Origin of the sequence: Pseudomonas sp. Sample_22, from assembly GCF_004307635.1 — a bacterium.
In the GTDB taxonomy this organism is placed as follows: Bacteria; Pseudomonadota; Gammaproteobacteria; order Pseudomonadales; family Pseudomonadaceae; genus Aquipseudomonas.
Genome location: NZ_RCNY01000093.1, coordinates 159,135 through 173,506, shown reverse-complemented (window position 1 = coordinate 173,506; position 14,372 = coordinate 159,135). Strand labels below are relative to the sequence as shown.

12 protein-coding genes are annotated in these 14,372 nt (G+C 60.5%); 6 read left to right on the top strand and 6 right to left on the bottom strand.

Features of this window, described 5'->3' with window-relative positions; all coding sequences use genetic code 11:
* Positions 1-22: 22 nt before the first annotated feature.
* From D8U73_RS27345 to mreB, 6 genes are all read right to left on the bottom strand, one after another.
* On the bottom strand, positions 23-3,826 hold the full coding sequence (locus D8U73_RS27345; protein WP_130906266.1) for a YhdP family protein: 3,804 nt from the start codon (positions 3,824-3,826) through the stop codon (positions 23-25).
* A 75-nt stretch (positions 3,827-3,901) separates the two neighbouring features.
* Positions 3,902-5,359 (bottom strand): ribonuclease G, encoded by a 1,458-nt coding sequence (rng, locus tag D8U73_RS27340; RefSeq protein ID WP_056855019.1) that lies wholly within the window; start codon positions 5,357-5,359, stop codon positions 3,902-3,904.
* 57 nt (positions 5,360-5,416) lie between these two features.
* On the bottom strand, positions 5,417-6,013 hold the full coding sequence (locus D8U73_RS27335; RefSeq protein WP_130906265.1) for a Maf family protein: 597 nt from the start codon (positions 6,011-6,013) through the stop codon (positions 5,417-5,419).
* Between the two features lie 32 nt (positions 6,014-6,045).
* Entirely contained in the window at positions 6,046-6,537 is a 492-nt protein-coding gene (mreD, locus tag D8U73_RS27330; RefSeq protein ID WP_056855017.1) for a rod shape-determining protein MreD, read from the bottom strand.
* Positions 6,537-7,694: a rod shape-determining protein MreC gene (mreC, locus tag D8U73_RS27325; protein ID WP_130906264.1), complete on the bottom strand. Its 1,158-nt coding sequence runs from the start codon at positions 7,692-7,694 to the stop codon at positions 6,537-6,539. The genes mreD and mreC overlap by 1 nt, the downstream gene beginning before the upstream one ends.
* A 143-nt stretch (positions 7,695-7,837) precedes the next feature.
* Entirely contained in the window at positions 7,838-8,875 is a 1,038-nt protein-coding gene (gene mreB, locus D8U73_RS27320; protein WP_002555108.1) for a rod shape-determining protein MreB, read from the bottom strand.
* Between the two features lie 211 nt (positions 8,876-9,086).
* Here mreB and gatC point away from each other — a divergent pair, with 211 nt between their 5' ends.
* The 6 genes from gatC to D8U73_RS27290 all read left to right on the top strand — a co-directional run bounded on the left by gatC (position 9,087) and on the right by D8U73_RS27290 (position 14,292).
* Complete coding sequence (gene gatC, locus D8U73_RS27315) at positions 9,087-9,374, top strand: Asp-tRNA(Asn)/Glu-tRNA(Gln) amidotransferase subunit GatC (protein ID WP_007976465.1); 288 nt, start codon at positions 9,087-9,089, stop codon at positions 9,372-9,374.
* 16 nt (positions 9,375-9,390) lie between these two features.
* A complete protein-coding gene (gene gatA, locus D8U73_RS27310) occupies positions 9,391-10,842 on the top strand; it encodes an Asp-tRNA(Asn)/Glu-tRNA(Gln) amidotransferase subunit GatA (protein WP_056855015.1) in 1,452 nt (483 codons plus the stop codon).
* 10 nt (positions 10,843-10,852) lie between these two features.
* Positions 10,853-12,298 carry an Asp-tRNA(Asn)/Glu-tRNA(Gln) amidotransferase subunit GatB gene (gatB, locus tag D8U73_RS27305; RefSeq protein ID WP_130906263.1) on the top strand — a complete coding sequence of 482 codons (1,446 nt, stop codon included), beginning with the start codon at positions 10,853-10,855 and terminating at the stop codon, positions 12,296-12,298.
* A gap of 130 nt (positions 12,299-12,428) precedes the next feature.
* Positions 12,429-12,803: a septal ring lytic transglycosylase RlpA family protein gene (locus D8U73_RS27300; protein WP_056855013.1), complete on the top strand. Its 375-nt coding sequence runs from the start codon at positions 12,429-12,431 to the stop codon at positions 12,801-12,803.
* Positions 12,804-12,853: 50 nt separating this feature from the next.
* Positions 12,854-13,915, top strand: a complete 1,062-nt coding sequence (locus D8U73_RS27295) for a calcium/sodium antiporter (RefSeq protein ID WP_130906262.1) — start codon at positions 12,854-12,856, stop codon at positions 13,913-13,915.
* Complete coding sequence (locus D8U73_RS27290; protein WP_056855011.1) at positions 13,912-14,292, top strand: carboxymuconolactone decarboxylase family protein; 381 nt, start codon at positions 13,912-13,914, stop codon at positions 14,290-14,292. The genes D8U73_RS27295 and D8U73_RS27290 overlap by 4 nt, the downstream gene beginning before the upstream one ends.
* The last annotated feature ends 80 nt before the right edge of the window (positions 14,293-14,372 follow it).

Sequence of the window (14,372 nt, the reverse complement as noted above, 5' to 3'; positions counted from 1 at the left end):
AGCGCCTTTTCAAAAAAGAAACTCAAAACGGCTTGTCGAAGGTGATTTTCGGTTCTTTCCACGGCCCCTTGACGGTGTACTTCACACTGGCGAAGCGAGCCACGCGGTCTCCGATCAGCTTGTCGATCAGAAACAGCGCACCACCGATGGCTGGTGCTCCGACGATCAGCGCGGCAATCGGCAGGTTGTTGGTCACCGGCAAGGTCACCAGCAGTTTCGCGTCGATCTGATCGGCGACCATGTTCAAAGTGCCATCAAGCTCGATGGTGCTCGACGGGCCGGTCAGGCGGATCGGTTCACGCGTGACGTACACGCCGTTGTTTGCCTCCAGCAAGCCTTTGACCCGGTCATAGCTCAAGCCTTTGCCGAACAGGTCGGAGAAGTCCAGACGCAAGCGGCGACCAATGGAATTGAAGTTGAGCAGGCCGAACACACGTAAAGCCTGGGCACTGCCTTCTACTTCGACAAACTGGCCTTCTTTGAGTGAGGCGTCCAGCGTGCCCGAGAAGCGCTTGGTCGCCAGCCATGCTGGCGATCCCGGCCAGCGCCCATCGACGTCCATATGGAACTCCTGGCTGGTGACGCTCGGTGCAAAGCCCCAGCCCTTGAGCACATCAGCGAGGTTCTTGCCGCTGGCCCGGCCCTTGAAAAAGCTTGTGCTGGAACCGGGCACGCCTTCCCAGCCACCACTGCCCTGCAACAGAATGCCCTTCAGGCCCATGTCCAGCGAATTGAACGCAATGCCTTTAGGCGTCGGACGAATCTTCAATGACCAGCCGCCGACCAGGTCGTTGCCCTGGAACAACTGGTTGATGGTGATATCCAGCGCCGGAATCTTCGTCGGATCGACTGAGGCCAGTGGGTCCGGGGAGTTTTCGTCGGCCAGTACCGTCGGATCAGGTGCCGGCAAACGCACGTATTGCAAGTTGACCACCAACGGCGCGGCTTTCGCATCGGGAATAGTGGCACTGCCCTTGGCCTGCTGGCTGTCGAGCTGCAAGGCCCAGGCGGACGGCTTGCGCGTCAATTGCAGGGAAGCCTGATCCAGCGTGGTGCCGAGCGCGCTAAGTTTGCCGACCTTGAAATCGGCGCTGCTGAGCAGCTGCTTGGCACTGCCGCCCGGATCCTGTCCGGCGTATTTATTGACCAGATCCTGCCAGGGGCCGACATCCAGCTCCGACAGCACTCCGCGAATACGCAATCCTTTAGCGCCGGGTAACACCGCGTCGCCGTTGCCGAGGAACAACTCACCACGGCCGTTGTTAAAGTTGCCCGTCGGTGCGGCAAAGGTGAAATTCGCCAGCTGACCGTAGTTCACCCAGTAACGCCGCTCTGCGCCCTGCAACGTCATGCGAAATGTCGTGTCTCGCCCCTCCTCTGCTGTCAGGCCGAAAGGTGCGGGCAGATCGACGGCAACGCCCTTGAGACTGGAGTTGACCATCAACTGGCTGTCGGCACCATCCAGTGTCAGTTGCAGCTGATACGGGATCACGCCACTGACCGGCAACGGCTGGGTAACGCTCAGCCACTCGGTGAGTTTCTTCACTTCAACCTGCCCCGAGGCCACGACCCGGGTATTGAGCTTGCCTTCACGGCCATCGGCAAAAATTTGCGCGCTCACCGGTTTATCGAAAGCCCGGGCGGTGATGTTCTGCCCGCTTAGCCCCTTGGTGCTATCAAAACGAAAATCGCCTTTGAGTTGAGTCAGCTCCAGAGGGGGCTCGGGAAGTTTCAGGCGAGCCTTGGCGGTTTTGAAGTCGACCTGGATTTTCGGCTGTTCACCTTTGGCCAGCGGGATATCCAGCTTCAGCTTGCCTTGCAGATCACCCTCGCCTTCCCAGCCGGCAAAGGTCTCGGCAGTGCCGATCGGCGCTTCCTTGAGGATTTTCAGGCCATCGCCCAACCCGCCGGCGAACCCACCGTCGAGAAACAGATGACTGTTCTGCCCCTGGGGTACGTGGGGAATATTGACGTAAATGTCGCTGACCCGGGTGTCGAGCAGCTGGCCCTTGCTGGCCAGGATGCGCACGCCGCTGTCTTCAACGAACACATCACCGGTGACCTTGCTGACGTGTGGCCAACCTGGCTGGAACGCCAGTTCGGCATCGTGCACCTTGAAAAACAGGCTGATGCTGCGGTCGGTCTCGGCGGCGCCGTGGTTGAGCGAACCTTGATACTGGAAGAAGCCTTGATCCACCGCCCCTTTGAGAATCGCCGTGCGCAGCCATTCGTCCAGCGCCGGGCTGAGGACAGTCGGCAGGTACTTGGCGGTATAGCGACCGTCACCGTCCACCAGGCCGACCCGCAGATCCATGTAATCTTCCCGGGTTTCATCGAAAAACAGGCGAATCAGAAAGTCACCGGCTATCTTGCCCTCCTCGCCCAGCACCTTCAGGTACGGCGCGATCAGGGTGAAACTCTCTTTGTCGAGTTTCCAGGTCAGGCGGGCGTTGGCCTGGATGTATTGCCATGGCTTGGCGAAAATCGGGTCCAGGTGCAGCATGAAATCCTTGCTGTCCATGCGCAGTTCGCCGTGCCCAAGATCACCGCTGATGCTGCCCGTTACATTTCGTGCCGCCGGAGCCCCGTGATAGGCATCAAACCCAACCTGCTCAAGGTTGGCCGCGAAACTGAACTTGCTGTCGTCGGTGGCGTTAGGGCGCAAATCGATCAGAACGTTGCGCAACCCTCCGGTCACCTTCAGCCGTTCAACCACTGTAGCCAGACCTTCAGGCAAGGGCGCCAGGGCATTGAGCAACGGTGTCAGCGGAGTCAGGTCGAGGCGGTCGGCTTGCAGGTGCCAGAGCTCTTCGGACTTGTCGGAGGCCGCGGTTTGCTTGAGCTGCAGATGCGTTTCCCAGCGACGTTCACCAAGGTTCATGGCCAGCGAATCCAGGGTCACCATCATGCCTTCGGCGTTGCGCTGGAAGTAGGCGTTGAGCGCCAGGTTACTGATCTTGACGGGTTTACGCTCGGCATAGGCGCCATTGAGTTGCGGTGCATTCAGGCGCACCGCTGCACTCTGCAGCGTCCCTTGCCCCCAGGTGACCCACACCTCGCCACCGGCCTTGATCTCGGAGAAATTCCACTGTCGGGTCAGTCGTTCGGGCAGCCATTTTGACCAGTCGCTCTGCGGCAGGCTGACATAAGCCTGCGCTTCGCCGTCCTTCCACTGACTCGCGCGAATGCGGGTGCGCAGGTTAATGGCCACCGGCTGCCCGTCCGGCAACGTCAGGCGGGCATCCAGTCGCTGGCGAACCGCACCGGTTTTCAGGCTCAGGCCGACGTAGGTCAGGGTCAGCGGCGACTCACCAAACGGTTGCAAGGTGACCTGGCTGTCGAGCACCGACAAGCGCTGGATCATTTGCATGCGATTGAGCATTTGCTCGGGGTCCAGCGGCTGATCGTCCTTGACCGGCAAGCCCTCCAGCGCCCACTGCCCGTCCTCGCCTTCCTTGAGGCTGATCTTCAGGCCGTTGAGTTCCAGATGGGCGATGCGCACTTCACGGGCCATGAGGCTGGCCCAGAGGTCCGGCACCGCGCGCACCTTTTCCAGATGCAAGGCATTGGTGCCGACACCGACCGTCACATCGTGGGCCGAGAGAATGGGCGCGAAACCACTCCAGTCGCCCCGCAGCTCGCCAATTTGCAGCGGCATGCCCAAAGCCTCGCTGGCTTTGGTTTCGACTTCGGCGCGGTATTCGGCCACCAGCGGCGTCAGTTCCCGGCCGAGACTGACGTAAAACGCCATCAACACCAAAACCAACGCGCACAGGCCCAGACCCCAGCGGGTCAGTGCGGCCAAAATGCGTGTCAGACGCTCCATGTCAGTTGGCTCCCATGGCAAATGTTTTGCAAAAAGCTGAGGCCAGCCATTGTGGAAAAATCACGACGCAGCGACTCAGAGCAACACCACGTCGTATTGTTCCTGGGAGTACATGGTTTCCACCTGAAAACGGATGGTGCGCCCGATGAAACCTTCGAGTTCGGCGACGTTGCCCGACTCTTCATCGAGCAGTCGGTCGACAACTTTCTGGTTCGCCAATACACGATAGCCTTCCGCCTGATAGGCGCGCGCCTCACGGAGAATTTCGCGGAAAATTTCGTAGCAAACGGTTTCCGGAGTCTTCAACTTGCCGCGGCCCTGGCAACTCGTGCACGGCTCGCAAAGCACTTGTTCGAGACTCTCCCGGGTGCGTTTGCGGGTCATCTGCACCAGGCCAAGCTCTGTGATGCCAATGATGTTGGTCTTGGCGTGATCCCGTTCGAGCTGCTTCTCCAGCGTGCGCAGCACCTGGCGCTGATGCTCTTCATCTTCCATGTCGATGAAGTCGATGATGATGATCCCGCCGAGGTTGCGCAGACGCAGTTGACGAGCAATGGCAGTCGCCGCTTCGAGGTTGGTCTTGAAAATGGTTTCTTCGAGGTTGCGGTGACCGACAAACGCGCCGGTGTTGACGTCGATGGTACTCATGGCTTCCGCCGGGTCGACCACCAGATAACCACCGGACTTGAGCGGCACTTTGCGCTCCAGGGCTTTCTGGATTTCGTCTTCGACGCCATACAGATCGAAAATCGGCCGCTCGCCGGGGTAGTGTTCCAGACGATCGGCGATCTCCGGCATCAGTTCGGCGACAAACTGCGTGGTTTTCTGGAACGTTTCCCGGGAATCGATGCGGATTTTCTCAATCTTGGGGCTCACCAGATCGCGCAGGGTGCGCAACGCCAGGCCGAGATCTTCGTAGATCACGCTCGGTGCGCTGATGGTTTTGATTTGCTCGCTGATCTGGTCCCACAGCCTGCGCAGATAGCGGATGTCCATGAGGATTTCATCGGCGCCGGCCCCTTCGGCTGCTGTACGCAGGATGAATCCGCCGGCTTCCTTGATGCCCTCTTTGGCAACGCAATCGGTGACCACTTGCTTGAGGCGGTCACGCTCGGCTTCATCCTCGATCTTCAGCGAAATGCCGACATGTGCGGTGCGCGGCATGTAGACCAGATAGCGCGAAGGGATCGACAGTTGCGTGGTCAACCGTGCGCCTTTTGAGCCGATCGGATCCTTGGTGACTTGCACTACCAGGCTCTGGCCTTCATGCACCAGCGCACTGATGCTTTCGACCGCCGGACCCTCGCGCAGGGAAATTTCCGATGCATGAATGAAGGCGGCGCGATCCAGGCCGATATCGACAAATGCCGCCTGCATGCCCGGCAATACCCGCACAACCTTGCCTTTATAGATGTTGCCGACGATCCCGCGCTTTTGCGTGCGTTCGACGTGAACCTCTTGCAGGACACCGTTTTCGACCACCGCCACGCGCGATTCCATCGGCGTGATGTTGATCAGGATCTCTTCGCTCATGGCAGGGTCTCGTTCAGGCATGTTCACGGTAATGGCCGCATCTGTTCAGTACGACGCTCAACGCGCGTTATGGGTTTGCCAACAGGGTATGCCGAAATGGCCGAGCACCTCGAAGGTTTCGCACAGCGGCAGTCCGACCACCGCCGAGTAACTTCCATTGAGCCCGGCAACAAACACCGCGCCCAGCCCTTGTATGCCGTAGCCGCCGGCCTTGTCCTGCGGCTCGCCGCTGGCCCAATAGGCCGCGGCCTCGTCACGCGTGATCGGGCGAAAACGCACCAGGCTGGTAATTACCCGAGACTCGCAATGCTCGCCTTCAAGCACGGCAATTGCGGTCAGCACCTGATGTTCGTTGCCGGACAACATCATCAGCATGGCGCACGCGTCGGCTTCATCAAGCGGTTTGCCAAGAATTTTTCCGTCGAGCACCACGGCGGTATCGGCGCCGAGCACACAGAACGATTCGTCAGACACGACCGTACGCTGCCCGGCCTCGGCCTTGCCGCGCGCCAGGCGCTCGACATAGGCCGACGGGGTTTCATGGATCAAAGGGGTTTCATCGATATCCGCACTGATGACGGAAAACGGTACGCCGATCTGCGTAAGCAGTTCACGCCGACGCGGCGAACCAGAGGCGAGGTACAACCGTTTCATCAAGACCTCTCCCTGTCTAATGCCTGAGCGAATTAATTGATTTTGTAGCGTCGACGCAATCCGCGCAAACCGAAGCTGATCCAGGGCCAGAGCAAGGCGCTGACCAGCGCCGGCAACACCAGCGCCAAGGTTGGCTGACGGTTACCGGTCAGGGCGCTGAGCCACAACTGGACCAACTGCGCGAGACCGAAGATCACCAGTATCACCAGGCTCTGCTGCCACATCGGGAACATCCGCAGACGTTGTTGCAGCGCCAGGACCAGGTAAGTGATGAGAGTCAGGATCAATGCGTTCTGGCCCAGCAGCGTACCGTAGAGCACGTCTTCGGCCAGGCCCAGGCACCACGCGGTGACCATCCCGACCTTCTGCGGCAAGGCCAACGCCCAGAACGCGAGCAACAGCGCCAGCCACAGCGGACGCAGGATTTCCATGAATTGCGGCAGCGGCGAAACGCTGAGCAGCAAACCGATGGCGAATGTCAGCCAGACGATCCAGCCATTTCGGGAGGCAGTAACACCGACCATTATTCTCGTCCCCCAGGAGTAGCCGGCGCAGAGACTGGCGGTTTGGCAGCAGGCTTGACGACGGCAGGTTGAGCGGCCGGTGGTTTGGCGGCAGCGGGTACGGTCGCAGGTGGTTTAGGGGCGGCCGGGTGCGTGGCCGTTGGCTTGACCGGTGTGGCGGCAGGCGGTGTGGTCGCCGGGGCTGCGGGTGTGGCCGCTGTCGGTGTCGCAGGTGCTGCAACGGCTGACGGGACGAGCGCCGGTTTGGGCACGGTCGCCGGAATGACCGGCCCACCGCCCTGCGCATCCAGGGATTCCTGCGCCTGGGCGGCATCGTTGGCACGCTCTTCCGGGGTACGGGTGTCGCTGAACACCAGCAGCAGGTAACGGCTGCGATTCAGTGCTGCAGTCGGCACCGCACGGACAATGGCGAATGGCTGGCCGGAATCGTGAATCACTTCCTTGACCGTCGCGACCGGATATCCGGCCGGGAAACGCTGCCCCAGGCCGGAGCTGACCAACAGATCGCCTTCCTTGATGTCGGCGGTGTCGGCCACATGACGCAGCTCCAGGCGCTCCGGATTACCGGTGCCACTGGCAATTGCGCGCAAGCCGTTGCGGTTGACCTGCACCGGAATGCTGTGGGTGGTATCGGTCAGCAACAGTACGCGGGAGGTGTACGGCATCAACTCCACCACCTGGCCCATCAGGCCGCGGGCATCGAGTACCGGCTGACCGAGAACCACACCGTCGCGCTCACCTTTGTTGATGATGATGCGATGGGTGAACGGATTAGGGTCCATGCCGATCAACTCGGCCACTTCGACCTTCTCGTTGACCAGTGCCGAAGAGTTCAGCAACTCGCGCAGCCGGACGTTCTGCTCGGTCAGGGCGGCAAGCTTTTGCATGCGCCCCTGCAACAGCAGGTTTTCAGTCTTGAGTTTTTCGTTTTCGGCGACGAGTTCGGTCCGGCTGCCAAACTGGCTGGCGACACCTTGCCATAGCCGCTGCGGCAGGTCGGTGATCCAGTAAGACTGCATCAACACCAGCGACATTTGGCTACGCACTGGCTTGAGCAGTGTGAAGCGGGCATCGACCACCATCAGCGCGACCGAAAGCACGACCAGCACCAACAAGCGCACGCCCAGTGAGGGACCCTTGGTGAAAAGCGGTTTAATAAGCCGCTCCTCCCAGGCAAATGTTCTCTTTATTCATACGGCAGCAAACCGGCCTGGATGCAGAGTGACAGAAGATAAACGCGAACAGGCAGCACTGCAAAGTGCCGCCTGCGCGCTCAACAGCATAGAGGCGTCCCGGCGACTTATTCGCTGGAAAGCAGATCCATGGTGTGTTTATCCATCATTTCCAATGCACGGCCACCGCCGCGAGCAACGCAGGTCAGCGGGTCTTCGGCGACGATCACCGGCAGGCCGGTTTCCTGGGCCAGCAGCTTGTCGAGGTCGCGCAGCAAGGCGCCACCACCGGTCAGCACCAGACCACGCTCGGCGATATCGGAAGCCAGTTCCGGAGGCGATTGCTCCAGGGCACTTTTCACTGCCTGAACGATGGTGGCCAAAGACTCCTGCAGAGCTTCCAGCACTTCGTTGGAGTTCAGGGTGAACGCGCGTGGAACGCCTTCGGCCAGGTTACGGCCACGAACGTCGACTTCACGAACTTCACCGCCCGGGTAGGCCGTACCGATTTCCTGCTTGATGCGCTCGGCGGTGGATTCGCCGATCAGGCTGCCGTAGTTGCGACGTACGTAAGTGATGATCGCTTCGTCGAAACGGTCGCCGCCCACACGTACGGATTCGGCGTACACCACACCGTTCAGGGAGATCAGTGCGATTTCGGTGGTACCGCCACCGATATCGACAACCATCGAACCGCGAGCTTCTTCAACCGGAAGGCCGGCACCGATCGCAGCGGCCATCGGCTCTTCGATCAGGAACACTTCGCGGGCACCGGCACCAAGGGCCGACTCACGGATGGCACGACGCTCAACCTGGGTGGATTTGCACGGAACGCAGATCAGCACACGAGGGCTGGGCTGCAGGAAGCTGTTTTCGTGAACCTTGTTGATGAAATACTGCAGCATCTTTTCGCAAACGCTGAAATCGGCGATCACGCCGTCTTTCATCGGACGAATGGCAGCAATGTTGCCTGGCGTACGGCCCAGCATGCGCTTCGCTTCGGTGCCGACAGCCACGACACTTTTCTGGTTACCGTGTGTCCGAATGGCCACAACCGATGGCTCATTCAGGACGATACCGCGCTCGCGCACGTAAATAAGGGTGTTGGCAGTGCCCAGGTCAATGGAAAGATCGCTGGAAAACATGCCACGCAGTTTCTTGAACATGGGAAAGGGACCCTAGGCAACGCGTGGGTAAAAAAGTGCGGCAAACTCTAACAACGACAGGGATTTTGGGCAAGGCGCCAATATGTTAAATTGGCCGCTTTTCTGTGCACCAAGCCCCACAATCGCGGCCTTATGACCGTAGAAGTGCGGTAGTGTTCCGACAATCTAACACACGGACGCCGTCCGTTTTGTTTTCCACTGGAGAATCCCAATGGCGCTTGAACGCTCCGACGTGGAAAAAATCGCTCATCTGGCCTGCCTTGGCCTCAATGATGCCGATCTTCCACACATCACTTCGGCCCTCAACAGCATTCTCGGGCTGGTCGACGAAATGCAGGCGGTCAATACCGACGGTATCGAACCGCTGGCTCACCCACTGGAAGCCAGCCAGCGCCTTCGTGCAGACGTCGTGACCGAGACCAATAACCGCGAGGCCTACCAGTCCATCGCACCAGCGGTCGAAAACGGCCTGTACCTGGTTCCGAAAGTCATCGACTAAAGGGAAAGAGCCTGCAATGCATCAATTGACTCTGGCCGAGATCGCCCGCGGACTCGCCGATAAAAAGTTTTCTTCCGAAGAGCTGACCAAAGTCCTGCTGGCGCGCATCGCCCAGCTCGATCCTCAGCTCAACAGCTTCATCAGCCTCACCGAAGACCTGGCACTGTCGCAGGCGAAAGCCGCTGACGCCCGCCGGGCCAATGGTGAGAGCGGCGCGCTGCTGGGCGCGCCGATCGCCCACAAGGACCTGTTCTGCACCCAGGGTATTCGCACCAGCTGCGGCTCGAAGATGCTCGACAACTTCAAGGCACCGTACGACGCCACCGTCGTCGCCAAGCTGGCCGCCGCCGGGGCTGTAACCCTGGGCAAGACCAACATGGACGAATTTGCCATGGGTTCGGCCAACGAGTCGAGCTACTACGGCCCGGTGAAAAACCCGTGGAACCTGGAACACGTGCCGGGTGGTTCGTCCGGTGGTTCGGCGGCGGCAGTCGCCGCTCGTCTGCTGCCAGCGGCGACCGGCACCGACACCGGTGGTTCCATTCGTCAGCCCGCTGCATTGACCAACCTTACAGGCCTGAAACCGACGTACGGTCGCGTGTCGCGTTGGGGCATGATCGCTTACGCGTCCAGCCTCGATCAGGGCGGCCCGATGGCGCGCACCGCCGAAGACTGTGCGATTTTGTTGCAAGGCATGGCCGGTTTCGATCCGAACGACTCCACCAGCATCGACGAGCCCGTGCCTGATTACAGCGCCAGCCTAAACGGCTCGCTGCAAGGCCTGCGCATCGGCGTGCCGAAGGAATATTTCAGCGCAGGTCTGGACCCACGCATCGCCGACCTGATCATGGCCAGTGTCGAAGAGCTGAAAAAGCTCGGCGCCGTGATCAAGGAAATCAGTCTGCCGAACATGCAGCACGCTATTCCGGCGTACTACGTGATCGCCCCGGCGGAAGCCTCGTCCAACCTGTCGCGTTTCGACGGCGTGCGCTTCGGTTATCGCTGCGAAAACCCGGTCAACCTGATCGACCTGTACAAACGCTCTCGCGGCGAAGGCTTCGGGCCGGAAGTGCAGCGCCGGATCATGGTCGGCGCCTACGCGCTGTCCGCCGGTTACTACGATGCCTACTACCTGAAGGCGCAGAAGATCCGTCGCTTGATCAAGAACGACTTCATGGCGGCCTTCAATGAGGTCGACATCATCCTCGGCCCAACCACGCCGAACCCGGCCTGGAAGCTCGGCGCCAAGAACAGCGACCCGGTCGCTGCTTACCTGGAAGACGTCTACACCATCACCGCCAACCTCGCGGGCCTGCCGGGCCTGTCGATGCCGGCAGGTTTTGTCGACGGCCTGCCGGTCGGCGTGCAACTGCTCGCTCCGTATTTCCAGGAAGGCCGCCTGTTGAACGTTGCCCACCAGTATCAATTGAATACTGACTGGCACACCCGCACCCCAACCGGCTTCTGAGGAGACACACATGCAATGGGAAGTCGTGATCGGGCTGGAGATTCACACTCAGCTCACCACCCGGTCGAAAATCTTTTCCGGTAGTTCCACCACGTTCGGTTCCAAGCCGAACACCCAGGCCAGCCTGATCGACCTGGGCATGCCCGGCGTGCTGCCGGTGCTGAACCAGGAAGCGGTGCGCATGGCGGTGATGTTCGGTCTGGCGATCGACGCCGAGATCGGCCAGCACAACGTGTTCGCCCGTAAAAACTACTTCTACCCGGACCTGCCCAAGGGCTACCAGATCAGCCAGATGGAATTGCCGATCGTCGGCAAGGGCCACCTGGACATCGCCCTGGAAGACGGCACGGTCAAACGTGTCGGTATCACCCGCGCGCACCTTGAAGAAGACGCCGGCAAGAGCCTGCACGAAGAGTTCAGCGGCGCCAGCGGCATCGACCTGAACCGTGCCGGCACGCCGCTACTGGAAATCGTCTCCGAGCCGGACATGCGCAGCGCCAAGGAAGCCGTGGCCTACGTCAAGGCGATCCACGCACTGGTGCGTTACCTGGGCATTTGTGACGGCAACATGGCCGAAGGCTCGCTGCGTTGCGACTGCAACGTGTCGATCCGCCCGAAAGGCCAGGTCGAGTTCGGCACCCGCTGCGAGATCAAGAACGTCAACTCGTTCCGCTTCATCGAAAAGGCGATCAACAGCGAAATCCAGCGTCAGATCGAGCTGATCGAAGATGGCGGCAAGGTGATCCAGCAGACACGCCTGTACGATCCGAACAAGGACGAAACCCGTCCGATGCGCAGTAAAGAGGAAGCCAACGACTACCGTTATTTCCCCGATCCTGACCTGCTGCCAGTGGTCATCGAGAACGCGTTCCTCGACGACGTGCGCGCCACCCTGCCGGAATTGCCACCGCAAAAGCGCGAGCGCTTCCAGGCGCAATTCGGCCTGTCGGTGTACGACGCCAACGTCTTGGCCACCAGCCGCGAACAAGCCGATTACTTCGAGAAAGTCGCGAGCATCGGCGGCGACGCCAAACTGGCGGCGAACTGGGTGATGGTCGAACTGGGCAGCCTGCTCAACAAGCAAGGTCTGGACATCGAACAGTCGCCGGTTTCCGCCGAGCAACTGGGCGGCATGCTGTTGCGCATCAAGGACAACACCATCTCCGGCAAGATTGCCAAGGTAGTGTTTGAAGCGATGGCCAACGGCGAAGGCAGTGCCGACGAGATCATCGACAAGCGTGGCCTCAAGCAAGTGACCGACACCGGCGCCATCTCGGCGGTGCTGGACGAAATGCTCGCGGCCAACGCCGAGCAGGTCGAACAATACCGCGCAGCAGACGAAGCCAAGCGCGGCAAGATGTTCGGCTTCTTCGTCGGCCAGGCCATGAAAGCCTCCAAAGGCAAGGCCAACCCGCAGCAGGTGAACGAATTGCTGAAAAGCAAGCTCGAAGGCTAACCACAGGGATCGTTCCCACGCTCTGCGTGGGAACGCCTCTCTGGACGCTCTGCGTCCGCTTATTTTGTGACGCGGAGCGTCACGAGCTGCATTCCCACACGGAGCGTGGGAACGATCATGGGGTCACCTAATGAAGCGTCTGCTAAGTGCCTGCGCCCTCCTCTCGCTCCTTGCCGGTTGCGCCAGCAACGATATCGTCGATCCGCACGGCTATGACAAGACCGGCGTTGCCTCGTATTACGGCGCCAAACACCAAGGCAAGCGCACCGCCAGTGGTGAGCGTTTCAACAAGAATTCCCTGACCGCCGCCCATCGCCAATTGCCTTTCGGCACACGGGTGAAGGTCACTAACCTGAACAACGACAAGTCCTGCGTGGTGCGCATCAACGACCGCGGGCCACATACCCGTGGACGCTTGATCGACTTGTCCCATGAAGCTGCCGCGCGCTTGGGCATGCTCAGGAGCGGCACTGCGCGGGTTCGCGTCCAGGCCCTCGACGACTGACACTTGGAGCCCCAGCCATTTTCGGACTAGCCGACCTACCCCTGATCAGCGTGATCGAATTGCTCAGCGGCCTGGTGCTGTTGATTGCCGGCGCCGAATTGATGGTGCGCGCCGCGGTACGACTGGCCGCGCGCCTGCATGTTCGACCGCTGATCATCGGCCTGACCATCGTCGCCCTCGGCAGCAGCGCGCCGCAGATGGCCGTCAGCCTGCAAGCCACGCTGACCCATAACGCTGACATCGCTGTCGGCAGTGTGATCGGCAGCAGCATTTTCAACATCCTGGTCACTCTCGGCCTCTCGGCGTTGATCATTCCGCTGCGGGTGTCGCGGCAACTGGTGCGCCTGGATATTCCCCTGATGATCGGTGCCAGCCTGCTGGTGTTTGTACTGGCGTGGAATGAGGAACTGACTCGCGCCGACGGTGTGGTTCTGTTGGCGGCATTGCTTCTGTACCTGGCGTTGTTGCTGCGCCAGTCACGGCATTCTGTGCGTCCGGTATCGGCTCACAGCCTCACCGGCGAAGCGCCATGGTTCACCAGCGTGCTGATGATCATCGCCGGGCTGGGGATGCTGGTGTATGCGGGGCATCTGTTGCTGGGTGCAGCGGTGGCGGTTGCCACCGACCTGGGTTTGTCAGAGCGGATCATCGGTCTGACCATCGTTGCGGTCAGCACCTCCTTGCCTGAACTGGCGACATCGCTGATCGCAGCGTTGCGCGGTGAACGGGAGATCGCCGTGGGCAACGTGATCGGCAGTAATTTGTTCAACCTTCTGGGCGTGCTCGGAGTGACGGCACTGCTTGCGCCATCGCCGCTGTCCGTATCGCCCAACGCCCTGGACTTCGACCTGCCGGTGATGCTCGGTGTCGCCGTGCTGTGCATGCCGGTGTTCTACTCCGGCTATCGCGTAACCCGCGCCGAAGGCCTGCTGTTTCTGGGCTTGTACCTGGCTTACGGCCTGCACGTGTTGTCGTTCACCACCGGCATGCCACTGGCGGGCAAGCTTGAACAACTGATGCTGTTTTTCATCCTGCCGGCGCTGGTGGCATTTTTGTTGTTCACGTCGCTGCGCGCCTGGCGGCGCCAACACCACAAGAAGGAATTGCCATGACCGAGCATAAAAAACCCGGCGTTGAAGTACGTCGCCAAGTGATGGGCGACGCCTTTGTCGACCGCGCCCTGGGCAACGCCACAGATTTCACCCAGCCATTACAGGATTTCGTCAACGAACACGCCTGGGGCGCCGTGTGGAATCGTGAAGGCTTGCCGCTGAAAACCCGCAGCCTGATCACCCTCGCCGCGCTGACTGCGCTGAAGTGCCCGCAGGAATTGAAAGGTCATGTACGCGGCGCACTGAACAACGGCTGCACCGTGGATGAAATCCGCGAAGCGCTGCTGCATTGCGCGGTGTATGCCGGTGTGCCGGCGGCAATCGATGCGTTTCGGGCGGCGCAGGAAGTGATTGATAGCTACCAGAAGCCGGAGTAATCAGGTCCGCCCCCTTCGCGGGCAAGCCTCGCTCCTACAGGGGATATCGAACCCGTAGGAGCGAGGCTTGCCCGCGAAGA